Here is a 24,741-nt window from a genome sequence, read left to right as displayed (position 1 = left end):
CGCGCCTGCCTGACAGACAAGGGGACCGGCATGAGTAAACAAAGCGACAACCCCGCTGACGCGTTCAAAAAGGCGCTGGCCGAGGCGACCAAGGTCATGGCCGATGACGCCGAACTGACGGTCAGCTACTCGGTCGACCCCTCGGGGCTTTCGGGCGATGCGATGCGCCTGCCGCAAGTGAGCCGCCGGATGACCCGCGAAGAGGTGCTGCTGGCGCGCGGCACCGCCGATGCGCTGGCTCTGAACCGCCGCTACCACGATGCCGCGACCCACGCCCGCTATGCGCCGCAAGGCGACATGGCGCGCGAGCTTTACGAGGCGATGGAGACCGCGCGTTGTGAGGCCATGGGCGCACGCGACATGCCCGGCACCGCCGGCAACATCGACGTCAAGATCAAGCACGAGGCCCTGCGCCGGGGCTACGATCAGGCCAAACAGGCCAGCGACGTGCCGCTTTCTGTCGCGGCGGGCTATATGGTGCGGCATCTGGCCACCGGACGGGACCTGCCCGCGGGGGCCGAGAACGCCATGGAACTCTGGCGCGGCTTTATCGAAGATCAGGCGGGCGGCACGCTCGAAGGGATCGACGGCAGCCTTGCCGATCAGGCGGATTTCGCGCGGCTGGCGCGCAAGATGATCTCGGACCTCGGCTATGGCGATCAGTTGGGCGACGATCCCGACAGCCAAGATGAGGATCAAGAGGATCAGGCCGAAGAGGGCACCGAAGAAGAGCAGGATCCCGACAGCACCGGCCAAGACGATCAGGACGAGGAAGAGGCCGAAGGCACCCCCGAGAACAGCCAAGAGCAGCAGCAGGACGAAAGTCAGGCGCAGGTCTCGATGGATGACGAGGCCGATCAGGAGCTGGGCGACGAGGCGGAGATGCCCGAGGGCGATGCGCCGATGGACCCGCCGCCGCCGCCGCCCGTCTCAGACGCCGACCCGGAATACCGTGTCTATCAGGGCGAGCATGATGAGGTGATCGGGGCCGAGGAACTGGCCGAGCCAATCGAATTGGAACGCCTGCGCGCCTATCTGGACCAGCAGCTCGAGCCCCTGAAAGGCGCTGTGGGCCGTCTGGCGAATAAGTTGCAACGCCGATTGCAAGCGCAGCAAAACCGCTCGTGGGAATTCGACCTTGAAGAGGGCACGTTGGACGCGGGACGTCTGGCGCGGGTGGTGGCCAACCCCACGACTCCTCTCAGCTTCAAGATCGAAAAGGACACCGAGTTCCGCGACACCGTGGTGACGCTGCTGTTGGACAACTCCGGCTCCATGCGGGGCCGCCCGATCTCCATCGCCGCGATCTGCGCCGACGTGCTGGCACGCACGCTGGAGCGCTGCAACGTCAAGGTCGAAATCCTCGGCTTTACCACCCGCGCGTGGAAGGGCGGACAGGCCCGCGAGGCTTGGCTGAACGATGGCCGCCCCGCCCAGCCCGGACGGCTGAACGACCTGCGCCACATCATCTATAAAAGCGCCGACGCCCCATGGCGCCGGACGCGCGACCACTTGGGTCTGATGATGAAAGAGGGTCTGCTGAAAGAGAATATCGACGGGGAGGCGCTGGAATGGGCCCACCGGCGGATGCTGGCACGGCATGAGGCGCGCAAGATCCTTATGGTGATTTCCGACGGCGCGCCGGTGGATGACAGCACCCTGTCGGTAAACCCGGCCAACTATCTGGAAAAACACCTGCGCGACGTGATCGCCATGGTCGAGAAACGCCGCGCGGTTGAGCTTTTGGCAATCGGGATTGGCCATGATGTGACGCGTTATTACGACCGCGCCGTCACGATCACGGATGTGGATCAGCTTGCCGGGGCGATGACGGAACAGCTTGCAGCGCTCTTTGACAGCGATCCGCGGAAACGGGCGCGTGTCATGGGCATGCGCCGCGTGGGCTGAACCGTCGGATCGGTATTTGAAAAAGGATGAAGGAGGGGCCGCGTGTTCCAGAGTTTCGAGGTCACCGCGCGTCCGGAACAGGGTCCCCCGCGTTTGGCGGCGCTGCGGGCGGAGTTGCAGGCGGCGGGGTTGGACGGGTTTCTCGTGCCGCGCGCCGATGCGCATCAGGGTGAGTATGTTGCCCCGCGGGATGATCGGCTGGCTTGGCTGACGGGGTTCACCGGCTCTGCCGGGTTCTGCGCGGCGCTGCGCGATGTGGCGGGGGTTTTCATCGACGGGCGCTATCGGACGCAGGTCAAAGCGCAGGTGGCGGATGTCTTTACCCCGGTGCCTTGGCCCGAGGTGTCTTTGGCCGATTGGCTGAAGGATCAATTGCCCGCGGGCGGCGTGGTTGGTTTCGATCCGATGCTGCATACGCCCGCGCAGATGGATCTTTTGTTCGAGGCCTTGGCGGGGTCTGGCATCGAGATGCGGCGCGTCTCGAATATGGTCGACCGTATTTGGGAAGACCAACCCGAGGCCCCGATGGGCAAGGTGGCGGCGCATCCTGAGCGTTTTGCCGGGGAAAGCCATGAGGCCAAGCGCCGGCGTTTGGCCGCGGATTTGCGCGCGGCGGGGCAGAAGGCGGCGTTGATCACCCTGCCCGACAGCCACAACTGGTTGCTGAACATTCGCGGGCAGGACATTCCGCGCAACCCGGTGGCCCATGGTTTTGCCGGGTTGCATGACGATGCGCGGGTCGATCTGTTCATGGCGGCTGAGAAACTGGTGGATGTGGAGGACCATCTGGGGCCAGAGGTGGTGCAGCGGGATCCTGAGGGGCTGCCCGATTACCTGCGCGCAATCGACGGGCCGGTGCGGCTTGATCGGCAGTCGGCCCCGCTGTTGTTCGCGGATTTGCTGGGGGATCGGGCGCAGGCTGGTGAAGACCCCTGCGCCTTGCCCAAGGCCTGTAAGAATGACGCCGAGGTTGCCGGGGCGGCTGAGGCGCATTTGCGCGATGGGGCCGCGATGGTCGAGCTGCTCGCCTGGCTGGATGCGCAGGCGCCCGGCACGGTCACCGAGACGCAGGTGGTGCAGCAGCTGGAAGGCCTGCGCCGCCGCGACCCTGCGCTGCGCGACATCAGTTTCGAGACGATCTCGGGCACCGGGGCGAATGGGGCGATCATCCATTACCGGGTGAATGAAGAGACCGATACCGTTTTGCAGGAGGGGCATCTTTTTGTGCTCGACAGCGGCGGTCAGTATCTGGACGGCACCACTGATGTTACCCGCACCATCGCCATCGGCAGCCCCGATCCGGAGGCGCGCGCGGCTTTCACCCGGGTGCTTTCGGGGATGATTGCCATGAGCCGCCTGCGCTGGCCGCGCGGGCTTGCGGGCCGGGATATCGAGATGCTGGGCCGTTTGCCGCTTTGGATGGCGGGGCAGGACTTCGATCACGGTTTGGGCCATGGGGTGGGCGCCTATCTATCGGTCCATGAGGGGCCGCAGCGGTTGAGCCGGATGAGCCATGTGCCGCTGGAACCGGGTATGATCCTCAGCAATGAGCCGGGTTATTACCGCGAGGGGGCCTTTGGCATCCGGATCGAGAACCTATTGGTGGTGCAAGAGGCGCGCGCCCTGCCCGGCGGGGACGCGCATCGCAAGATGCTCGATTGGCGCACCCTGACGCTGGTGCCGATTGATCGGCGTCTGATTGATGTGGCGGCGCTCAGCCCCGAGGCGCGGGATTGGCTAAACGCCTATCACCGCGACGTGGCGGAAAAGATCGGGCCGCGGGTATCACCTGTTACAAAACTGTGGTTGGATGCGGCAACGGCGCCCCTGTGAGCGTCCGATTTAAGTAAAGGGGGGTACGGCATGGCCGACCATATCAAGATTACTCCGGCTGAGGGCACATGGGTTGTTCGCGCTGGCGGGGCCGTATTGGGCGAGTCCACCGGCGCGCTGGAACTGCACGAGGGGGACTATCCGCCGGTGATCTATTTCCCGCGTGGCGACATCGCCATGGCTTTCCTCGACGGCACGGATAAGACCAGCCATTGTCCGCATAAGGGCGATGCGACCTATTTCTCGGTGGTGACCAAGAACCGCACCTTGCAGGACGCCGTTTGGTCTTATGAAGACCCGAAAGCCGATGTGGCCGCGATCAAGGGCTATTTGGCTTTCAACCCGATGGAAGAAATCGCCATCGAACGGATCTGAGCGCGGCTCAGGAATGCTCCTCTGCCGCCGTGGCGGCGAGGGCGCGGTTATAGGCCTTCAGCGCATCGACATGGAACAGCGCGCCCAGCAATTCGGGCGGCGCATCCGCGCTGAGGGTGACCACCGGGATGAAATTGGAATGGGTCTGATCGAACAGCGGCAAAGCGGCCTCTAGCGTGGCGCTGCCGTCGATATAGGTGCCCTTGTCGATCAAATCCCAACAGGCGTCTTCCGCCGCCGCGTCTTCATCATCGGGGCGGCGCATGATGCGGCCCACCATGAACATCGAGAGCAGATAGGCCTGCGGACCTGCGGCCAGATGAATGCCGCGCCGCTCCATCTGGGTGAGGAAGAAGGACCGGTCGACCAGCCGGGAGGCCAGCGCGGTCGACATGCTGACGGCGACCATCACCGCCAGTCCGGTCTGCCAGTCGCCCGTCATCTCAAACACGATGAGTGTGGTCGAGATCGGCGCGCCCAGCACGGCGGCGGCCACCGCGCCCATCCCCGCCAGAGCATAGAGCGAGGAAGACCCCGAAATCTCGGGGAAGACACCGGTGGCGATGATCCCGAAGCCAAGGCCGGTCAGGGCGCCCAGCATCAGCGAGGGCGAGAACACCCCGCCGCCCATCCGCCCGCCAAGCGTGATCGCCACGGCGGCGACCTTGAGCACGGCAAAAATGATCGCCTCATGCAGCACCAGTTCGCCGACCAGCGCGCGGGAGGTCGTCTCATAGCCCACGCCGATGATATGCGGGAACCAGAGCGCGATGACGCCGAGGATCGCCCCCGCCACCGCCGGGCGCAGCCAGCGGGCAAGGCCGGTGCGGGCTTGCAGATAGTTGCCGAAATCCTCGGCCCAGAAGATCGCGCGCATCAGCACGACCGACACCAGACCGCAGGTCAGCCCCAAAAGCAGGAAGGCGGGCAGTTCGACGTAGAATTGCACGTCGCCAAGGCCGGGCAAGACGAATTCCGTGAGCCCGCCGAACTCCAGCCGGTTGATCACCGTGCCTGCGGCGGAGGCGATGACGATGGGGGCAAAGGCATGGACGGCGAAATGGCGCAGCACCACTTCGAGGGCGAAGAGCGCCCCGGCGATCGGGGCGTTGAAGCTGGCCGAGACCGCCGCCGCCACGGCGCAGCCCAAGAGATCCCGCCCGGTGATCCCATCGGCCTTGATGAAGCGGCTGACCTTGGTCGAGATCACGGCGGCCAGATGCACCACCGGCCCTTCGCGGCCCGAGGAGCCGCCCGTGGACAAGGTGATAAGCGAGGCCAGCGCCGAGGCCACCCCGGCGCGCGTCTCGACCCGACCGTCGTGCATGGCAGCGCCGAGGATCACATCGCCCACGCTGCGTGCGCGCCCGTCGCGGGTGAAACGGTGCAGGATCAACCCCACAAGGAGCCCGCCCAAGGTCGGGATCAGCACCACCCAATACCACGGCAGCCCGGCAAGGAAGCTGTGCAGGAATTGCACATCGTCCGTGCCGTAAAGCGTGGCCTGCAACCAGTTGATCCCCTTGCGGAAGAACAGGGCGGCAAAGCCCGCAGCGATGCCCACCAGCAGCGCGATAAACCAAAATGTCACTTTGCCCGGGCCGCGGGTGCGCAGCACCGTCCAGCCCTGTTTGCAGCCGCCAAGCGCCTGCTGAAGTTGTTGGGAAAAGAAAGCGTTATCTTGCGAAGGCATGGGACTAAGACCAGTTGAACCCTTTCTGTCTAGGGCAAGCTGACCTTGGGTAAAACCGCCATTTAAGAAGTCGTCGCGCCCTGTTGCCCGTTGAGCAATGCCTCCGCCGCCGCGCGGGCGGCATCGGTGATGGTATCGCCCGCGAGCATTCGGGCGACTTCATCAACGCGCTCTTCGGCGGCAAGGGGGGTGACGGTGGAGGTGGTCATGCCCTTGGTCACCGATTTCGCCACACGCCAGTGATGCGCACCAAGGGCTGCGACCTGCGGCGAATGGGTGACGACCAAGACCTGCCCCTCGGCGGCCAATGCCTTCAGGCGGCGGCCCACGGCATCGGCGGTGGCGCCCCCTACCCCACGGTCGATCTCGTCAAAGATCAGGGTGAGGCCGGATTGGGTCTGGGTCAGGCAAACCTTCAGCGCCAAGAGGAACCGGCTCAACTCCCCGCCCGAGGCGATTTTGCCCAAGGGTCCGGCAGGCGCGCCGGGGTTTGTGGCGACGGTGAAAGAGACCGCATCGCGCCCCTCGGGGCCTGCGGGTTCCTCGGTCAATTGCGTCTGGAACACTGCGCGTTCCATCTTGAGCGGGGCAAGCTCTGCCGCCACGGATTTGTCGAGCTTGGCGGCGGCCTTGCGCCGCTTCTCGGTCAGCGCAGTGGCCCGTTCGTCGTAAAGCGCCTGCGCGTCGCGAACGGCTTTCTCCAGCCCCTCCTGCGCCGCTTCGCCCGCATCGAGCGCATCGAGCTTGGCGCGCAGCGTGTCGGCGAAACCGGCCAGTTCATCGGGCTGCACGTCATGTTTGCGCGCGAGGCCGCGGATTGCAAAAAGCCGCTCTTCGCAGGCTTCCAACTCATAGGGGTCGAACGACATGCCGTCGATCGCATCGGCCACGCCGGACATCGCCTCGTCCAATTCCACCATGGCGCGGTTGAGCGCGGCGAGCGGGCCCTCCAGCGCGCCTTCGGCCTTGTCGGCCACCCCGTCGAGCCAGCGCAGCGCGTCGCCCATGGCCGTCTCTGCCCCGCCTTGGCCCAACAACTCATAAGCGTTGACCACATCACGGCGAATTTTCTCGGCCCCCTGCATCTGGCGGCGGCGGGTGTCGAGGGTGGCCTCCTCCCCCGCTTCAGGGTCGAGCTTGTCCAACTCGGCCACGGCGTGGCGCAGGAACTCTTCCTCAGCGGCGATGGCCTCGCGTTCGGCGGCAGCGGCGGCGGCGGCTTTGCGCGCGGCGCCGAGGGCGTTCCACGCCTCGCGCAGCTTGGCAATCGCCCGGGCATTCCCGGCGTAATCGTCCAAAATGGCGCGGTGTCCCCGCGGGTTGAGCAGGCCGCGGTCATCATGCTGGCCGTGCAGTTCCACCAATGTTTCGGACAGGCGGCGCAGCACCTCACCCGAACAGCGGCGGTCATTGACCCACGCGGTCTTGCGCCCGTCGGAAGTGTTGATGCGGCGCAGGATCAATTCGTCACCAGCGGGAAATCCCGCCTCTTCCAGCACCGCATGGGCCGGGTGGCCGGGCGGCAGATCGAACCACGCGGTCACCTCACCCTGTTCGGCCCCTTGGCGCACCAGATCTGCACGCCCGCGCCAGCCCAGAACGAAACCGAGCGAATCCAGCAAGATAGACTTGCCCGCGCCCGTCTCACCGGTCAGCACGTTCAGCCCCGGCTGGAAGCCAAGCTCCAGCCGGTCGATGATCAGCATGTCTGAAATATCAAGTCCGCGCAGCATCTAGAACCGTCGGGTGGGCGATCCCACCCCCCTTAAAGCCACTCGCCCTTGATGGTCTGGCGATAGGCTGCACCCAGCCAATTGTCTTTGTAGAAGGCAGGCTCAAGGCCGCGCCCGGTCAGCAGTTTGTAGCTGTCCTCATACCACTCGGAGCCCCGGTAGTTGTGGCCAAGGATGGCGCCCGCCGTCTGCGCCTCATGGTTCAGGCCGAGCGAAAGATAGGCTTCGACCAGACGGTGCAGCGCTTCGGCGGTGTGGGTCGTGGTCTGGAAATCCTCGACCACGACGCGGAAGCGATTGATCGCGGCGGTATAGTGATCGCGGCGCAGGTAGTAGCGGCCAATCTCCATCTCCTTGCCCGCCAGATGGTCGAAGGCGAGGTCGAATTTCAGGATCGCGGAGCGGGCATATTCGCTGTCCGGGTAGCCTTCGATCACGGCGCGCAGGGATTGCAACGCTTGGAAGGTCAGCCCTTGGTCGCGGCCCACTTCGTCGATCTGGTCGTAATAGCTCAGCGCCAAGAGGTACTGCGCATAGGCGGCATCGTCATCGGCGGGGTAGAAATCAATGAAGCGCTGCGCGGCGGAGCGGCTGTTGGGATAGTCCTGATCCTTGTGATAGGCGAAAGCCTGCATGATCAGGGCGCGTTTGGCCCATTCGGAATAGGGATAAAGGCGCTCGATCTCGGCGAAATAAAACGCCGCCTCACCGGGGTTGTTGTTGGTCAACTCATATTCGCCGCGCTCAAAGATTTGCTCGGCTGAATAGGTCTCAAGCGGGATTTCCTGCGGGTTGAAAAAGCTGCCGTCCGATCGTCCGTCACCACTGCCGCAGGCTGCCAATGTCGCGACCAGAAGCACCGCACTGATCGTCCGCTTGCGCGATCCCGCTACCGTCATGCCCGCACCCCTTGCATCGTCCAACCCATGGTCTTTGACCCTCTTGCGCATGTGACTAGCACAATAAACTGCGTTGCAAAACGCCCATTCCGCCCCCGTCCGCAGGCGGCTGCGCGGCGGCGCATCGCTGGGTTAGGCTTGTCACTTCGGCTTAGTGAATACAAGGCATTGGCAGGGCGTTCAATGGCACTTCGCCGCCTAAGCGCCCTGCGCTTTGCGGTACTGCTCCCCTGCCCCGGGATCAGGCAACCTGCGGGATTTCGTCCCAGATCAGGCCGGAGCCGGGCAGCCGCGCCGTTTGCGCCGCATCGCAGGCCACAAGACGCACGGCATCCGGTGTCGCAAAGAGCGCGCGCAGCAGCGTGTTGGTCAGCGAATGGCCCGCGCGTTTGCCTTCGTAATGGCCCAAGAGCGGTGCTCCGGCCAGCGCCAGATCGCCGAGCGCGTCGAGCATCTTGTGGCGCACAGGTTCATCCGCGTGGCGCAGGCCGCCGGGGCTGACCACGGCATCGCCGTCGAAAACCACCGCGTTCTCGCCCGCTTCACCGCCGAGCGCCAGACCATTGGCCTGCATCGCTTCGACATCGGCCTGACGGCAGAAGGTGCGGCTGTCGCAGAGTTCGCGCGCGAAAGAGCCGTTGTTCATCACCAGCGACTTGCGCTGCTGGCCGATGGCGGCATCGGCAAAATCGATCTCAAAGTCGATGCGCAGCGTATCGGCGGGAGAGATGGTCGCGACCGCGTCGCCATCCTGCACGGTGACGGTTTTCAGCACTTCGAAGGCCATCACGGGGGCTGCAAGCTGGCGCAGCCCGCGCTGCATGATACCGCGCACGAAAGGCACGGAGGAGCCATCGAGGATCGGCACTTCGGGGCCGTCGATCTCGATCAAAAGGTTGTGGATGCCACAGCCCGCCACGGCGGCCATCAGATGCTCGACGGTCGAGATCGACAGGCCAGTGGGGTTTTCCAGCTTGGTGCAGAGCGGCGAGCGGTTCACCGCGTCCCAGCGGGCGGGGATCAGACGGTCACCGACCGCCACATCGCTGCGCGAGAACCAGATGCCGTGATGGGCCGACGCCGGGCGCAGTGTCACCGTCGCAGGCAGACCGGAGTGCAGGCCTGTGCCAGTAAAACTTACCGCTGATCTGATCGTTGTCTGCACCGGGTCATCCTCAAGCTTCGAACATCTTCTTGTGTGTTAAACTCTGGATTAAGGGGCGGGTTCGTTTTGCTCAACTCAATCTTTGCAACGGTCTGAAACATCACTGCAACATTTGAGCACGGCTACGCTCACCCGGAGGCAAGGCGTTGTTCTAAAAAGAAAAAGGGCCGCCCCAAGGCAGCCCTTTCGTCATCTATCGTGATCAGTTCAGTTGGCCTGACGGCGCAGGAACGCGGGGATTTCGATGCGTTCTTGATCGGGATCGTTGTTTTCCTGCGGCTGCGGCGCGGCGGCAGAGGCGCGGGTTTGCACCGGCGGCTGCTGACGCGCGGGGCGGGCCTGCGCTTCACCTTCGGCGTGGCCGGTCATCCGGTTGATTAGGGAGTTGATGCCGAAACGGCCCTTGTCGCCCTGCTCACCCTGCTGCTGCTGCGCCTGACGGTGCTGCTCGGGCGCGGCTTTCTGTGCGGCGGCGCGCAGGCGGGCCAGCGCTTCGGGGGACGGCGTGCCGGGTGTCGGGGCGCGCGGTGCAACGAAGGCTTCGGGCTCGGCCTCAATGGCTTCTTCCTGACGCGGCTCGAATGCGGCGACCTCAGGCTGGTAGGCCGGTGCGGGCAGACCGTCGTCGTCTTCGACAACGTTCTCGTCCTCATACTGATCCTGCTCGCGCTGTGTCGGCTGGAGGTCTTGGAACAGAGCTGCCTGCTCAACTTCCTGCGGCGCTTCGGCGGCCACGGAGGCAGCGACCGGCGCCTGCGCGGCGGACACCTGCGCCACATCGTCAACCGATACGTTCTGACGCAAAGGCTGGCTCATAGAGCGGCGCGGGACCGGGATTTCGGTATTCACATCAGTGGCGTCGATGCCGGTGGCGACAACGCTGACGCGCATCAGGCCACCAAGGCTTTCGTCCAGCGTGGAGCCGACGATGATGTTCGCTTCGGGGTCCACTTCCTCGCGAATGCGGTTGGCCGCTTCGTCGAGTTCGAACAGGGTAAGGTCCTGACCGCCGGTGATGTTGATGAGCACGCCCTTGGCACCGCGCAGGCTGATTTCGTCCAGCAGCGGGTTGGCGATGGCTTTCTCGGCGGCTTGGATGGCGCGATCTTCGCCCTCGGCCTCGCCTGTTCCCATCATCGCCTTGCCCATCTCGTCCATCACGGCGCGGACATCGGCGAAGTCGAGGTTGATGAGGCCCGGACGGACCATCAGGTCGGTCACGCCCTTCACACCTTGGTACAGCACGTCATCGGCAAGCGAGAAGGCTTCGGTGAAGGTGGTCTTTTCGTTCGCCAGACGGAAGAGGTTCTGGTTCGGAATGATGATCAGCGTGTCGACGACCTTTTGCAGCGTCTCAACGCCGTCTTCGGCCTGACGCATGCGCTTGGCGCCTTCGAATTGGAAGGGCTTGGTCACGACGCCGACGGTCAGCACGCCCAGTTCACGCGCGGCCTGCGCGATGATCGGAGCCGCCCCGGTGCCGGTGCCGCCGCCCATGCCAGCGGTGATGAAGCACATATGCGCGCCAGCAAGGTGGTCGACGATCTGTTCGATGCTCTCTTCAGCCGCGGCGGCGCCGACAGAGGCGCGCGCGCCCGCGCCCAGACCTTCGGTCACTTTGATGCCCAGCTGCACGCGGTTCTCGGCCTGCGCCTGCTGCAGCGCCTGTGCGTCGGTGTTGGCCACAACGAAATCAACACCGTCAAGTTGCTTTTCGATCATGTTGTTGACCGCGTTGCCGCCTGCCCCGCCAACACCGAAGACGGTGATACGGGGTTTCAGATCATCATGTCCTGGCATTGAAAGGTTGAGTGTCATGTGCTGTCCGCCTGTCCAGTTATCCGCGTTCTGCGGGAGTTTTTCGACCAAATTTACCCGACCCTACCGGGCTAGGGCCGCATCGTCACCTAAAAAACATCGTTTTGACGCTAAATATGGGCAGAAACTTGCCAGTTTCCGCCTCATCTCGGGCTTCTCACCCGATATTGGGGTCACCAGTTGTCTCTAAACCATTTCACCGCGCGTTTGAGCGAGCGGGATGGGTAGCGATCGGCGGGAATGTCGAAATCCCACCATTCGTCCTGCGGATGCGCCGCGAAAAGCGCAAGCCCCACGGCAGAGGCAAAGCCCGGCCCTGTCGCGGCCTGCGGCAGCCCATGCACGCGCAGCGGGCGTCCCAGACGAACCTGCTGGCCAAGGATCTTGCTGGCCAACCCGTCAAGGCCCGGTATCTGACTGCCCGCCCCGGTAAGCACAATCTGTTGGCTTGGCAAGTGGTCGAAACCGGCGGCATCCAGCCGAACGCGGACCTCTTCGAGGATCTCTTCGACCCGCGGGCGCATGATGCCGATCAACTCCGCCCGGCTGGCGGTGCGGCGGTCGTGTTCGTAATCACCGGTCTCGCCGCCGATCTCGATCATGTCGCGGTCGTCCATACCGGTGGCATGCACCCCGCCGTAGAAGGTCTTGATCCGCTCGGCATTGGCCATCGGCACTTGCAGGCCCATGGAGATGTCGGAGGTGACGTGATCCCCGCCCATCCGCACCGTATCGGCATAGATCATATGTTTCTTGATAAAGATCGACAGGCCGGTGGTGCCACCGCCAAAGTCGATACAGGCGGCACCTAGCTCCTGCTCATCCTCGACCAGCGCCGAGATGCCCGAGGCGTAGGAGGAGGAGGCGATCCCGGCAAGTTCCAGATCACAGCGTTTGATGCAATGGGCCAGATGCTGCACCGTATCGGCGTCGACGGTCAGCATATGCATGTCCACGGACAGGCTGTTGCCCAACTGGCCGCGCGGGTCGGCCAGGCCGCTTCGGTGATCCAGCGCGAAGTTCACCGGCTGGGCGTGCAGCACCTCGCGGCCCTCGCCATATTCCGGCACGTCGCAGCCCGCCAGCACCCGCGCCACGTCCTGCTCCGAGACCGATTGCCCCTCCAACTCGACCGAGGCGTCGAGCCCATAGCTGCGCGGCTCCCCGCCCGAGAAACAGGCGATGACGTGATCGACGCGAATACCAGCCATCTTCTGCGCGGCCTGAAGGGCGGTGCGGATCGCGCGCTCGGTCTCGCCCATGGCGCAAATCTCACCAAAGCGGACCCCGCGTGAGCGGGTGGTCGCCGCCCCGATGACCCGGAACCCAGACTGCCCGGCCAAGGACCCGATGTCGCCGCTGTCGCTATCAAGCCCCGCACCGTCAAAGCGCAGCACCAGACAGGCGATCTTGGAGCTACCCACATCCAAAATGGCGACCACCCCGCGTTGGATCGCCAATTTGCGCATGTGCCGCATTGAACGCTGACTGTCGTATAGGTCCATCATTTCGTTACTGTCCCGATTCCAATGGCCATCTTACTGGCCGGAAAGCTGCCTGATGTGCCACCATTCGCGGGTGGCATCTTCGTTCATTCTAAGGGTCGGTCTTGCCGCCAACCGCATGTCCACACGCGCCACATCCCGCGTAAGAACCTCTTGTGCGCCTTCCAGCGCGATCACCCGTTCCAGCGCTTGCAGCGCGTTTTCTTCGGGCAACATGATCGTTTGATCGCGGTCCAGCACCACGTCCCAGCGGCGCTGGCCGACGCGGACCAAGCCGCGCAGCCGGTCGCCCAAGACATTCGCGGCCCCGATCAGCTTGAGCGCCTCCGGCACCGCTTTGTCGGCCCCTGCCCCGGCGATCAGCGGCAGGTTGGCATGATCGCGCCGCGCCTCGATCCGTGCCACATGGGCACCGGTATTGTCCACCAGCGCCAGCCCCGTTTCACTGCGCCAGACGGCCACAGGCACACGCGGCGTCACGTCGATTTGCAGCACACCGCCGGGGCGGATGCGCACATTGGCCTGTTTCACCCCGTCGATGTCGGTGATCTTCTCACGGATTTGCGGCAGGTCGAGATCGAAGGAGGACAGCGGAAATTCCAGCGGCAGCGCAGTGCGGATTTCGGTCGAGAGCATATCGCTCGCCCCGTCGATGGCCATGAGTTTGACCATGAACTCGGGCCGCTCTTCGATGCTGGCGCGCACGTCGGCGATGGCCTGCACCACGGTGCCGCGCCGCTCTTCGTCCGCCATATAGATCGTGCCCGCCAGCAGGCTCAGCGTGAATGGCAGCCCCACGCGCAGGGCAAAGCGGAAACCCGGTGTCAGCATCAACCGCTGCATGCGCCATGACCACCGCGACGGGGCGGGATCGGCCTTGGCCGTTTCCGGGCGGCGGCGGATCAGCGATCGCATGTAGCGTCCTCCACCATCCAGGCGCAAAGCTCAGGGAATGAAATGCCGCAGGCGGCGGCCTGCTCAGGCGAGAGCGAAGTGGCGGTCATGCCGGGCTGGGTGTTGGTCTCCAACAGGATCAGCCCCTCGGACCCGCGCGCCTCGTCCCAGCGGAAATCGGTGCGGCTGATGCCTTTACAGCCAAGCGCCGCATGGGCGCGGCGGGCATAGTCGAAACAAAGTTCGGTGATCTCTTGCGGCAGATCGGCGGGCACCACATGGCGCGAGCCGCCGGGCTTGTACTTTGCGTCATAGTCATACCAGCCGGTGGTGATGATATCCGTCACCGCCAACGCCCGGTCGCCCATCACGGTGGTGGTCAACTCACGCCCCGGCGCGAAAGTCTCGACCATCACCTTGGCGGGCATGTCTTCGGAAAGTTGCGGCGGGCCGTTGTTTTCCTCGGCCACGAGGTAGACCCCAACCGAAGAGCCTTCGTTATTGGGCTTCACCACATAGGGCGGCGCCATGACATGGGCGGCCATCACATCGGCCTTGGGCGCGATGACGCTTTCCAGCACGGGCAGCCCCGCGTGGCGGAACACGTCTTTGGAGCGCTGTTTGTCCATCGCAAGCGCCGAGGCCAGCACGCCGGAATGGGTATAGGGCAGCTTGAGCCATTCCAGCAGCCCCTGCACACAGCCATCTTCGCCCCAACGGCCATGCAGGCAATTCAGAACGGCATAGGGGTCAAGATCGGCCAGAACGGCTGGAAGATCGCGGTCGGCTTCGACCTCGATCACGTTATATCCGCCATGTTCCCGCAAGGCAGCGGCGCATGCACGCCCACTGGACAGGGACACCTCACGCTCGGCCGAGGGGCCACCCATCAATACCGCCACTGTCGGGGTCTGTCCGCTCGACTTACCCACCAAAGTGCCTCTTCGCCTCGGACCGTTTGCGGCCCCTATCGTTGTTTTCTTTGCTTCTGCCGTGGCTTAGCTGCTGCGCCGCGGCTTAGCTTTGCGGCGCCGGATCGCCCAATTTCTCACCGACGCGCTTAATTTCCCATTCTAGCCTTATACCGCTTGAAGCGTAAACCTTTTTTCGCACCTCTTCGCCCAATGTCTCAAGATCATGGGCCGTGGCGCCGCCGGTGTTGATCAGGAAGTTGGAGTGTTTCGGGCTCATCTGCGCGCCGCCTACGGTGGCCCCGCGCATCCCGGCGTCGTCGATCACTTTCCACGCTTTCAGATCATGCACATCATCCGCCTTCCCGGTCGAAGAGAAGCCTGCCGGATTGCGGAAGGTGGAGCCGGCGCTGCGGTCTTTCGTGGGCTGGCTCTCATCCCGTTTGGCAAGCTGCTGCTCCATCCGGCCGTGCAGCTCTTCCGGCTCGCCCTTGGGCGGCGCAAAGGTCGCCCCGATCAGCACCGCGCCGGGGGACAGATCGCTCTGCCGGTAGCGGAAGTTGAGGTCATCTGCCGTCAGGGCCACCACCTCGCCCGCGCGGGTCACAGCCTGAGCCGAGACGAAGTGATCCGCCGTGTAGCTGCCGTAACAACCCGCATTCATGCGCAACGCGCCGCCGATGCTGCCGGGAATGGTCCGCAGAAAGGTCAGATCCAGCCCCGCATCCGCCGCCTTGCGTGCCACATGGGCGTCGAGCGCTGCGGCCCCCGCCGTCACCTGATCGCCGTCGACCTCGATCCCGTTGAAACCGCGGCCCAGACGGATCACCACCGCCCGCAGCCCGCCGTCACGCACGATGAGATTGCTACCCACGCCCATGGGGAAAACCGTCACCCCCTGCGGCAAACGCCGCATGAAAAGGCACAGGTCCTCCACATCCGCGGGTTGGAACAGGTAATCCGCAGGGCCGCCGACGCGGAGCCATGTCAGGTCGCTCAGGGCGCGATTTGGGGTCAGCCTGCCGCGCAGGTCGGGGATATTCAGCTTAATCATGGCGCCGGACTTAGCGCATTTGCACGGCAGGGCAAACCATCAAGAAGACGGCGGATCGACGCGGCTCTCGCGCCAGCGTTTGGCCACCCGCCCCGCAAGCCAGCCCAGCCCGAAACCGCCCACGGCGTAGAATAGGACGGAAAGCTGCGCCAAAAGCGCATGCGGCTCGAACACCCGCGCATCCAGCCCGAAAACCATCCATGTGGCGTTGAGCGCAAAGCCTGCCGCCAGCACGAGAAAGAACCACAGCACGCGGGCGCGAAAACCGGTCCAGATACAGGCGATCATCCAGATCGCAAAGACCGACAGCAGCGCCACAAGGGTCGGCGTCAGGGTCATTCCGCCGGGCCTCTGATCCGCCCGGCCCCTCGGCGCAGCCAGCGGACGAAATAGACCACCGGCCAGCGCAGCACCGAACAGCCCCCCGCCAGCACCAGCATGCCCAGCCATGGGCCGTGCTGCGCGGTGACGAAACCGACGATGGGGATGCCCACGGCGATCAGCAGATAGGCGCTGCGCCAGTGGAAATCCTTGCTTGGCGTCATGGCGAGGATATTGGCGATCACGAACCAGAAACAGGCGAGGATGAGAGACAGGCTCATTTCGGCAGCTCCGGATTCTGGCCCCGCAGCCGCGCCAAGAGATAGCGCAGCGGGTTGCGGAACATCGACAGGAACGCCAGCAGCGCCAGAAGCGCATAGGCCCAAGACTGGGTCACACCGATGGCGATGATCAACAAGGGCGCGGCAATCAGCAGAACCACCCCCGGCAGGTATTGAGAGCGCAGCGGCAGCATGGCCACAGTCACGGCGGCGAAGACCCAGAGGATCGACAGCCAGACGAGGGTCACGCAGCCGCCCCCTTGGCCGCGCGTAGCGCCTCGGGCAGGTCATTGGCCCAGCCGCTGATCGTACCCGCCCCAAGGCAGACCACCATATCGCCCGGGCGCGCCTCGCGCAGGACGAGCTGCGTCAGCGCCTCGGCATCCTCGACCGCATAGGCGTGGCGATGGCCGTGCTGGATCAACCCTGCCACCAGCCCGCCCCGGTCGGCACCTGGAATGGGCTCTTCGCCCGCGGCATAGACATCGGCAATGCCCACCACATCGGCATCGTTGAAACAGGCGCAGAACTCGTCAAAGTGATGCGACAGACGGGAATAGCGGTGCGGCTGGTGCACGGCGATCACGCGGCCCGCGCTGGCCTGCCGCGCGGCTTTCAGCACGGCGGCGATCTCGACCGGGTGGTGGCCGTAGTCGTCGATGATGGTCACGCCGTCCACCTCGCCCACGCGGGTAAAGCGGCGGTTCACCCCGCCGAAGCTGCCCAAAGCGTCGCGGATTTGCTCAAGCTTCATCCCAAGATGCCGCGCCACGGTCACCGCCGCCAGCGCGTTCGAGACGTTGTGATCGCCGGGCATCGGCAGGGCGCAGTTTTCAATCACCTTGCCTTCGGACTGAAGATGCACGTCGAAATGCGCCACCCCGTCTTTGTAATGCAGCCCCACGGCGCGTACATCGGCCTGCGCGTTGAACCCATAGGTCATCACCCGGCGGTCGGTGAGCTTGCCCACCAGCGACTGCACCTCCGGGTGATCGGTGCAGCAGACCGCCAGCCCGTAGAAGGGGATGTTCGAGACGAAGTTCAAAAACCCCTGCCGCAGCGTGTCGAAGTCGCCCCAATGCTCCATATGCTCGGGGTCGATATTGGTGACGATGGCGATGGTGGCGGGCAGACGATTAAAACTGCCGTCGCTCTCATCCGCTTCGACCACCATCCAGTCGCCCTGCCCCATTCGCGCGTTGGAGCCATAGGCATGGATGATGCCGCCGTTGACGACCGTGGGGTCGATACCGCCTGCGACCAGCAGTTCGGCCACCAGCGTGGTGGTCGTCGTCTTGCCATGGGTCCCCGCCACGGCGATGTTGGACTTGAGCCGCATCAGCTCGGCCAGCATCTCGGCCCGGCGGACGACCGGCAGGCCACGGCGGCGCGCCTCGTCCAACTCGGCATTGCCCGGCTTGATCGCCGAAGAGATCACGACCACCGCCGCGCCTTCGATATTCTCAGCCGCCTGCCCCTCGAAGATGCGCCCGCCCAATTCGGCCAGCCGCACGGTGATCTTGGTGGTTTTGAGGTCCGACCCCTGCACCTTGTAGCCGTGGTTCAAAAGCACTTCGGCGATGCCGGACATGCCGATGCCGCCGATGCCGACGAAATGGATCGGGCCGACATCGGTCGGCAGTTTGGTGGCGGCGGCGTTCATTGCGGGTGTTCCTCTTCTGCGGGGGTGAGCGTGCCTTGGGCGGCAAGCTGCTCAACCATATCGGCCAATGTCTCGGCCGCGTCGGGTTTGCCGACCGAAAGCGCGGCGCGCGCCATCTGCATCGCCCCTTCGGGCATCTCAAGCACGGCGAGGATCTGGTCGGTCATGATATCTGGATTGGCTTTGCGTTCGGGCACCATGATCGCGGCCCCGGCTTCGACCAAGCCGCGGGCATTGGCGCTTTGGTGATCCCCCGCCGCGGCGGCAAAGGGGATCAGGATCGACGGACGCCCGATCACCGACAGGTCGGCCACGCTGGAGGCACCGGAGCGGCTGATCACCAGCTGCGCCTCGGACATGCGGCGGGGCACATCATCAAAGAAGGGGCGCACATCGGCGCTGATGCCGGATTCGGCGTAGTAGTCCGCCACCCGCTGGCCGTCTTCGTCGCGGGCCTGATGGCTGACGCGGATGTTGCGGATCATGTTCATCGGCAGCGCGGCCAGCGCGGGCGGCACCACGTCGGACAGGATGCGCGCGCCTTGGCTGCCGCCCATCACCAGCACTTCCATCGGGTAGTCACCCGGCGGGATATAGGCGGCCCCTGCGCGGTCAAGCACAGCCGCACGCACGGGATTGCCCACATGCCAGCCCTGCACGCCCTCGGGCAGTTTCGTGGGCCATATGCCGCAGGCCACGGCGTGCACCCGCTTGGCAAAAATCTCGTTCACCCGGCCCAGAATGCCATTTTGCTCATGGATCATTCGCGGCATCCGCAGCGCCCATGCAGCGCCAAGTGCGGGGATCGACGGATAGCCACCAAAGCCCACCACGACCGAAGGCCGGTCGCGCAGCATGTTGAGGCCCGAGCGGACCACACCGGCGGCGATGCGGAAGGGCACCAGCGCCTTGGCCACCACCCCGCCGCGGGCGAAAGTGGCGCTGCTGATCTGGCTGATCTCAACCGCTTCGGGAAAGCCGCCGGTATAGCGCGCGCCGCGGGCATCGGTGCTGAGCTTCACCCGCCAGCCGCGTTTCAACATCACCTCAGCCAAGGCCTGCGCGGGAAACATATGCCCACCGGTCCCCCCGGCGGCGATGATCAACAGTGGGGCGGCCATCAGCGGCGGCCCCGGCCCAGAATATCGCTGATCTCACCCTGCGGGCGGGTCCGAGTAAAGGCCAACAGCATGCCCACGGCGATGCCGCTGGCGATCACCGAAGAGCCGCCGTAGCTCACGAAAGGCAGAGTCATGCCCTTGGCGGGCAAAAGCCGCACTGCCACACCCATGTTGATCATTGCCTGTACTCCGAATGTGCAGGCCAGCCCGGTTCCGGCCAGCCGGATGAAGGGGTCACGCTCGCGCACCAGACGCAGCAGCGACCGGACGACCACGACAGTATATAGGGCGATAATGCAGACGACCATGATCAGGCCATATTCCTCGGCGGCGACGGCGATGATGAAGTCGGTATGCGCATCGGGCAGCGACCATTTCACCTCACCCTCGCCGACGCCAACGCCGAAAAGCCCGCCCTCGCGGATGGCGTTTGTGGCATAGCCAAGCTGGGTCGTCGGGTCGACATCGACGCTGAGAAAGCCGTCGATCCGCCGCGCGAAGTGCTCGGAATTGGAATAGGCGAATGTGCCCGCCAGAACGACGAGCCCTGCCATGCCGACCAACAGCACCATCGGCGCGCCGGCGACGAAATACATCACGCCCCAGCCGAACAGCACAAGGCAAGCCTGCCCGAAGTCGGGCTGCATTGCCAGCATCAGCACGATGGAGATACAAAGCGCGAAGGACCACGATTTACCCGGAGGGCCGTTGATCTCGGTCGCGGCGGCCATCATCCATGCGGCGGCGACCATGAAACCGGGTTTCAGAAATTCGGAGGGCTGGAACGAGGCGAAACCCAGCGAATACCAGCGCGTCGCCCCCTTGCCGAAATCGGTGCCGAAGAAAGGCAACAGCGCCAGTGCCACGAAAGCCACCACAAAACCCAACACCGCCAGACGCCGCACCAGCACCGGGGACATCATCGAAGTCAGCAGCATGGCGATCAGCGCCAATCCGCCGAAGAACGCCTGCCGCTGCACATAGTGAAAAGCATCAAAGCCGTTTTTCGCGGCCAAGGGCGGGGAAGCGGCCAGCCCCAAAAGCATGCCGACGGCAAAGAGGATCAACACGCAGGACAAAGCCCAACGGTCGACCGTGCGCCACCATTTTGGAAGGATCGGTTCACCATCCCGCACCGGGACCGCGCCATAGACCATCTCTGTCATGGGTATCTGCCTTAACTGCCTCAACGGCCCCTTTGCGGGGTCTCATCCGGGCAGAATAGCCCGAATTGTCATATGAAGCTAGTGCATTTCACCCCGCTAAGGCGGGCGGGGTCAGCGGGGCTTTGCCAAGCCCCGCTGCCGGGCGATCAGCTCGCCCCTTCAACGCGCGCGATCAGGCGGCCTTATGGGTGCCGCGCACCGGGTACCCCTTGTCGCGGACGAACTTGAGGCCGTTCAGCAGACCTTCCAACTCGGGCCGCGCGAATGGCGCGTTGGAAATGTCGATGATCTGCACCTTGCCTTCGTCGTTGATGACAAAGGTCGCAGGTTCGGCGAAGGGCCGATCGGTCTCCTGCGGGCTGCGCGGGTCAGAGATGTAGAGCCCCAGTTCCGCCATCTGGTCGAGGCTGAGGTCATAGCCGATGGGCAGGGTCAGGCTGTCTTCTTCGGCCATGGCCTTGGCCTTCTCTTCGGGGTCGCCGGAAACGGCGATCACATCGACGCCGATCTCATGGAACTGGCTTTGCAGCTTTTCCAATTGCGCGAGATACTTTTTGCAAATCGGGCAGTGCAGGCCGCGGTAGACCACCACCAACTGCCAATCGCGCCCCTCTTGTGGCTGGCCCAAGGTCAGCGTGCCGCCGCCGAGTTTGGCCACGTCCATCTTCGGAAAATTTTGTTCTGCGGTCAGTTTGGTCATTCTCTGCTCCTTTCGTCAGTTGCGTTGCACCCCAGCTATGGCGCCTTGGCAAAGCGGCAACCGGTCTCACGTCTTCTTGACCAGGGCGGCACATTGAGGCAGAGCGCGCCCATGCAAGTCGATACAGCCATTATCGGAGCCGGTGCCGCAGGCATGATGTGCGCCGCCCATGCGGGCGGACGGGTGCTGGTGGTGGACCATGCCAAAGCCCCGGGCGAGAAGATCCGCATCTCGGGTGGCGGGCGCTGCAACTTCACCAATATGTATTGCGAACCGCAGGCATTTCTGAGCCAGAACCCGCATTTCGCCAAATCCGCTTTGGCCCGCTACACGCAATGGGATTTCATCGAACTGGTCGACCGTCACGGCATAGCGTGGCATGAGAAAACCCTCGGCCAGCTTTTCTGCGACACCAGCGCGAAAGAGATCATCGCCATGCTGCGCGGGTTGATGCAGCAGGCCGGGGTCGATCTGCAACTGAAGAGCAGTGCCAGCAATTTCGCGAAGGTCGATGGGCAGTTCAGCTTCGACCTGCAAACGCCTGATAAGTCGGTGAAAGTCACGGCCCGAAACCTCGTGATCGCCACCGGGGGCAAGTCGATCCCCAAGATGGGCGCGACCGGGGTCGCCTATGACATCGCGCGCCAGTTTGGGCTGAGCGTGACCGATACGCGGGCCGGGCTGGTGCCCTTTACCTTTGCCGAAGGCCGCTTTGCGCCGCTGGCCGGTGTGGCCACCCCGGCGCGTATCACTGCCGGAGAGGCCGCGTTTGACGAGGCGCTGCTCTTCACCCATCGCGGCCTCTCTGGCCCCGCCGTCTTGCAGGCCTCCTCCTACTGGCGCGAAGGCGAGGCGATCACCCTGAACCTTGCCCCCGAAGGCACCCTCTTGGACGCGCTCCGCGACCAGCGGCAACGCGCGGGGCGGCGGAACTTTACCACCGTGCTCGCCCAACATCTGCCCGCGCGGCTGGTGGAACATCTGGGCCAGGCGTTCGACCTGTCAGGCAATCTGGCAGATTGGTCCGACGCGCGGCTTTCCGCATTCATCACAGGCATTGAGAACTGGCAGCTCCACCCCGGCGGCACCGAAGGGTATCGCACGGCAGAGGTCACACTGGGCGGGGTCGATACCGACGAGCTATCCTCCAAGACCATGGCGGCGAAAGAGGTGCCGGGGCTCTATTTCATCGGCGAGGCCGTGGATGTGACCGGTTGGCTCGGCGGCTATAACTTTCAGTGGGCGTGGTCTTCGGGCATGGCCGCCGCGCGGGCGATTGCGGGCTAGGCACCGCCCTACTCCGCCAGCACCTTCTGCACCTGTGCCACGAAATCCTCGCCGCGGCGCTCGAAACTGTCGTATTGATCGAAGCTTGCCGCCGCCGGGGCCAGCAGGACGACATCGCCCTCCTCCGCCTCTGCCGCCGCCCGCGCCACGGCCTCATCCATCGTGCCGCAAACTTCGGTCTCTGCCGTGAGTTGCATGGCAAAATGCGCCGCTTCGCGCCCGATCACATAGGCTTTACGGACCGATCCTTGCGCCTCTGCCAGCCCTTTCAGACCGCCCTCTTTCTCAAGCCCGCCGCAGATCCAGCGGATGTTCTTGAACGCCGCCAGCGCCTTGGCCGCGCTGTCGACATTGGTGGCCTTGCTGTCGTTGACGTAGCGGACGCCATGCGCCTCGGCCACGGTCTGGCTGCGGTGCGGCAGGCCACCGAAACTGTGGAACGCCGCCTCGATCACCCGCGGGGCAAGGCCGAGCGCGCGGCAGGCGGCATAGGCGGCGCAGGCGTTCTGGTGGTTATGCGCGCCCGGCAGCCCTTGAATATTGCGCAGGTCGATCGCGCCGACCTGTTTGCCGCGACGATATTCGCTCAAGAACCCCTTGCGGGCAAAGACATGCCAGCCGGGGCCGGAAAGCTTGGTCTCCGCGCTGATGCGGATCACCCGGTCGTCGCTCGGCCCCTCGCTGAGTTGCCCGGCAAGAAAGCGGCCCTCGGCCTCATCCACGCCGATCACCGCGCGGTCCGGGCCACCTTCGGCAAAGAGGCGACGCTTCGCGGCATAGTAGCCCCCCATCCCCGCATGGCGGTCCAGATGGTCGGGGCTGAGATTGGTGAAGACCGCCACATCCGGCGTCAGCGCGCGCGCCAGTTCGGTCTGGTAGCTGCTAAGCTCCAGCACCACGACCTCCCCATCCACGGCGGGGTCGAGGTCCAACACCCCGCGCCCAATGTTGCCCGCCAATTGGCAAGGCCGCCCGACATGCTCAAGGATGTGGTGAATGAGCGCCGAGGTCGTTGATTTCCCGTTCGAGCCGGTTACCGCCACCACCCGCGGGGCCACGTCGTAATGGTCCCATGCCAGCGTGGCGAAGCTTTGGAAGAAAAGGCCGATGTCATTGTCCACCGGCACCCCTGCGGAAAGCGCCGATGCCACCACCGGGTTCGGCGCGGGGTAGAGATGCGGGATGCCGGGGCTGACGATCAGCCGGGCGATCTTGTCCAAGGCACCGGGGGCGTTGAGATCGACACAGGCGAAGCCTTCCCGCTCGGCCCGCGCCCGTGCGGCGGGATTGTCGTCCCAGCAGCTGACCTTGGCCCCGCCCGCTTGCAGCGCGCGCGCCGCACTCAGGCCCGAGCGGCCCAATCCCAGCACCGCCACGCGTGCGCCTTCCAAGCCCTGTACTGGAATCATCTGCAATCCCCTGCTACCCGTTGACCCCAGAATGGGGGCATGATGCGCCCATCACAAGCCAGAGGCCGCCGAAGATGTCCAGCCCCGCCAAACCTGACCTTGACGATGTGTTGCCGCGCCTCAATGCCATGATGCGCGAGGATGACCACTGGGGCGATGTGGCGGCCTATATTCCGCAACTGGCCAAGGTGGACCCGGCGCAATTCGGCATCGCCGTGGTGACGGCGGATGGCAAATGTCATGTGGCGGGCGATACGCAGGTGCCCTTTTCGGTCCAGTCCATCACCAAGGTCTTTACGCTGGCCATCGCCCTTGGCCGCTCGGGCGACCAGCTCTGGCACCGCGTGGGGCGGGAGCCTTCGGGCCGGGCCTTCAACTCCATCGTGCAGTTGGAGCAGGAACAGGGCCGCCCGCGCAATCCCTTCATCAACGCAGGCGCGATCGTCACCACGGATGAAGTCTTGGGCAACCGCGAGCCGCGCGAAGCGCTGGCCGAGATCCTGCGTTTCGTGCGCGAAGCGGCGGGGACCGACAACATCCACATCAATGACACCGTCGCCGCCTCAGAGACCGATTTTGGCCACCGAAACTTTGCGCTGGCGCATTTTCTGGCGAGCTACGGGAACCTCATTAATGCGCCGGAACGGACGCTTGGCACCTATTTCCACCATTGCGCGATGGAGATGACGGTGGAGCAACTGGCCATGGCCGGCCGTTTCTTGATCGAAGCGCCGGACGTGCCGCGCTTGGTGGCCCCCAGCCGCATCCGACGGCTCAACGCGCTGATGCTGACCTGCGGGCATTACGACGGATCAGGCGATTTCGCCTATCGCGTGGGCCTGCCGGGCAAGTCGGGTGTGGGCGGCGGCATCCTGGCCATCGTGCCGGGGCGGGCCAGCATCGCGGTCTGGTCACCGGGGCTGAACCGCTATGGCAACAGCCAAAAGGGCACCGAAGCATTGGCCCTTTTGGCACGTCACATGGATTGGTCGATCTTCTAAGGGC

Annotated in this window: 22 protein-coding genes; 5 read left to right on the top strand and 17 right to left on the bottom strand. The window is 64.5% G+C overall.

The window, feature by feature from the left end; translation table 11 throughout:
- Positions 1–30: 30 nt before the first annotated feature.
- Genes cobT through J7392_RS13050 form a run of 3 tightly spaced genes read left to right on the top strand, consistent with a single transcriptional unit; the run spans position 31 to position 4,116 of the window.
- Positions 31–1,908, top strand: a complete 1,878-nt coding sequence (gene cobT, locus J7392_RS13060) for a cobaltochelatase subunit CobT (protein ID WP_209217933.1) — start codon at positions 31–33, stop codon at positions 1,906–1,908.
- A gap of 42 nt (positions 1,909–1,950) precedes the next feature.
- A complete protein-coding gene (locus tag J7392_RS13055) occupies positions 1,951–3,741 on the top strand; it encodes an aminopeptidase P family protein (protein ID WP_209217931.1) in 1,791 nt (596 codons plus the stop codon).
- A 30-nt stretch (positions 3,742–3,771) separates the two neighbouring features.
- Entirely contained in the window at positions 3,772–4,116 is a 345-nt protein-coding gene (locus J7392_RS13050; RefSeq protein ID WP_209217930.1) for a DUF427 domain-containing protein, read from the top strand.
- A 7-nt stretch (positions 4,117–4,123) separates the two neighbouring features.
- On the opposite strand, the gene J7392_RS13045 is transcribed toward J7392_RS13050, so the two are convergent.
- The 16 genes from J7392_RS13045 to J7392_RS12970 all read right to left on the bottom strand — a co-directional run bounded on the left by J7392_RS13045 (position 4,124) and on the right by J7392_RS12970 (position 21,040).
- Positions 4,124–5,809, bottom strand: a complete 1,686-nt coding sequence (locus tag J7392_RS13045; protein ID WP_209217928.1) for a chloride channel protein — start codon at positions 5,807–5,809, stop codon at positions 4,124–4,126.
- A 62-nt stretch (positions 5,810–5,871) separates the two neighbouring features.
- The gene (gene recN / locus J7392_RS13040) at positions 5,872–7,542 is read right to left on the bottom strand and encodes a DNA repair protein RecN (protein WP_209217927.1); all 1,671 of its coding nucleotides are present in this window, start codon (positions 7,540–7,542) and stop codon (positions 5,872–5,874) included.
- Between the two features lie 32 nt (positions 7,543–7,574).
- A complete protein-coding gene (locus J7392_RS13035; RefSeq protein ID WP_209217926.1) occupies positions 7,575–8,441 on the bottom strand; it encodes an outer membrane protein assembly factor BamD in 867 nt (288 codons plus the stop codon).
- Positions 8,442–8,682: 241 nt separating this feature from the next.
- Entirely contained in the window at positions 8,683–9,606 is a 924-nt protein-coding gene (gene lpxC / locus J7392_RS13030; protein ID WP_209217925.1) for a UDP-3-O-acyl-N-acetylglucosamine deacetylase, read from the bottom strand.
- Between the two features lie 207 nt (positions 9,607–9,813).
- Complete coding sequence (gene ftsZ / locus J7392_RS13025) at positions 9,814–11,424, bottom strand: cell division protein FtsZ (protein WP_209217924.1); 1,611 nt, start codon at positions 11,422–11,424, stop codon at positions 9,814–9,816.
- 173 nt (positions 11,425–11,597) lie between these two features.
- Positions 11,598–12,932, bottom strand: a complete 1,335-nt coding sequence (ftsA, locus tag J7392_RS13020) for a cell division protein FtsA (protein WP_067263257.1) — start codon at positions 12,930–12,932, stop codon at positions 11,598–11,600.
- Positions 12,933–12,962: 30 nt separating this feature from the next.
- Positions 12,963–13,844, bottom strand: a complete 882-nt coding sequence (locus J7392_RS13015; RefSeq protein WP_209217923.1) for a cell division protein FtsQ/DivIB — start codon at positions 13,842–13,844, stop codon at positions 12,963–12,965.
- Positions 13,832–14,755 carry a D-alanine--D-alanine ligase gene (locus J7392_RS13010; RefSeq protein ID WP_209217922.1) on the bottom strand — a complete coding sequence of 308 codons (924 nt, stop codon included), beginning with the start codon at positions 14,753–14,755 and terminating at the stop codon, positions 13,832–13,834. The genes J7392_RS13015 and J7392_RS13010 overlap by 13 nt, the downstream gene beginning before the upstream one ends.
- Positions 14,756–14,840: 85 nt before the next feature.
- Positions 14,841–15,788, bottom strand: coding sequence for a UDP-N-acetylmuramate dehydrogenase (gene murB / locus J7392_RS13005; RefSeq protein ID WP_209217921.1), 948 nt, complete (start codon positions 15,786–15,788; stop codon positions 14,841–14,843).
- A 39-nt stretch (positions 15,789–15,827) separates the two neighbouring features.
- The gene (locus tag J7392_RS13000; RefSeq protein ID WP_209217920.1) at positions 15,828–16,127 is read right to left on the bottom strand and encodes a hypothetical protein; all 300 of its coding nucleotides are present in this window, start codon (positions 16,125–16,127) and stop codon (positions 15,828–15,830) included.
- Positions 16,124–16,390: a DUF2484 family protein gene (locus J7392_RS12995; RefSeq protein ID WP_209217919.1), complete on the bottom strand. Its 267-nt coding sequence runs from the start codon at positions 16,388–16,390 to the stop codon at positions 16,124–16,126. Before J7392_RS12995 ends, J7392_RS13000 begins: the two co-directional genes overlap by 4 nt.
- Complete coding sequence (locus tag J7392_RS12990) at positions 16,387–16,638, bottom strand: DUF2484 family protein (RefSeq protein WP_209217918.1); 252 nt, start codon at positions 16,636–16,638, stop codon at positions 16,387–16,389. Before J7392_RS12990 ends, J7392_RS12995 begins: the two co-directional genes overlap by 4 nt.
- The gene (gene murC / locus J7392_RS12985) at positions 16,635–18,053 is read right to left on the bottom strand and encodes a UDP-N-acetylmuramate--L-alanine ligase (protein WP_209217917.1); all 1,419 of its coding nucleotides are present in this window, start codon (positions 18,051–18,053) and stop codon (positions 16,635–16,637) included. Before murC ends, J7392_RS12990 begins: the two co-directional genes overlap by 4 nt.
- Positions 18,050–19,174, bottom strand: coding sequence for a UDP-N-acetylglucosamine--N-acetylmuramyl-(pentapeptide) pyrophosphoryl-undecaprenol N-acetylglucosamine transferase (locus tag J7392_RS12980; protein ID WP_168611994.1), 1,125 nt, complete (start codon positions 19,172–19,174; stop codon positions 18,050–18,052). Before J7392_RS12980 ends, murC begins: the two co-directional genes overlap by 4 nt.
- Positions 19,174–20,340: a putative lipid II flippase FtsW gene (gene ftsW, locus J7392_RS12975; protein ID WP_067261784.1), complete on the bottom strand. Its 1,167-nt coding sequence runs from the start codon at positions 20,338–20,340 to the stop codon at positions 19,174–19,176. The genes J7392_RS12980 and ftsW overlap by 1 nt, the downstream gene beginning before the upstream one ends.
- Before the next feature lie 172 nt (positions 20,341–20,512).
- Complete coding sequence (locus J7392_RS12970; protein ID WP_209217916.1) at positions 20,513–21,040, bottom strand: peroxiredoxin-like family protein; 528 nt, start codon at positions 21,038–21,040, stop codon at positions 20,513–20,515.
- A gap of 111 nt (positions 21,041–21,151) precedes the next feature.
- Here J7392_RS12970 and J7392_RS12965 point away from each other — a divergent pair, with 111 nt between their 5' ends.
- Positions 21,152–22,327, top strand: a complete 1,176-nt coding sequence (locus tag J7392_RS12965; RefSeq protein WP_209217915.1) for an NAD(P)/FAD-dependent oxidoreductase — start codon at positions 21,152–21,154, stop codon at positions 22,325–22,327.
- 8 nt (positions 22,328–22,335) lie between these two features.
- Here the strand turns inward: J7392_RS12965 and murD are convergent, their stop codons facing one another.
- Entirely contained in the window at positions 22,336–23,736 is a 1,401-nt protein-coding gene (gene murD, locus J7392_RS12960) for a UDP-N-acetylmuramoyl-L-alanine--D-glutamate ligase (protein WP_209217914.1), read from the bottom strand.
- A gap of 74 nt (positions 23,737–23,810) precedes the next feature.
- On the opposite strand from murD, the gene J7392_RS12955 reads away from it, so the two are divergent.
- Entirely contained in the window at positions 23,811–24,737 is a 927-nt protein-coding gene (locus tag J7392_RS12955; protein WP_209217913.1) for a glutaminase, read from the top strand.
- Positions 24,738–24,741 lie beyond the last annotated feature (4 nt).

The organism is Sulfitobacter sp. R18_1, assembly GCF_017743915.1.
Taxonomy (GTDB): Bacteria; Pseudomonadota; Alphaproteobacteria; order Rhodobacterales; family Rhodobacteraceae; genus Sulfitobacter; species Sulfitobacter faviae.
Note: the sequence above shows the minus strand (reverse complement) of the source record. Positions and strands in the feature narration are given on the sequence as shown.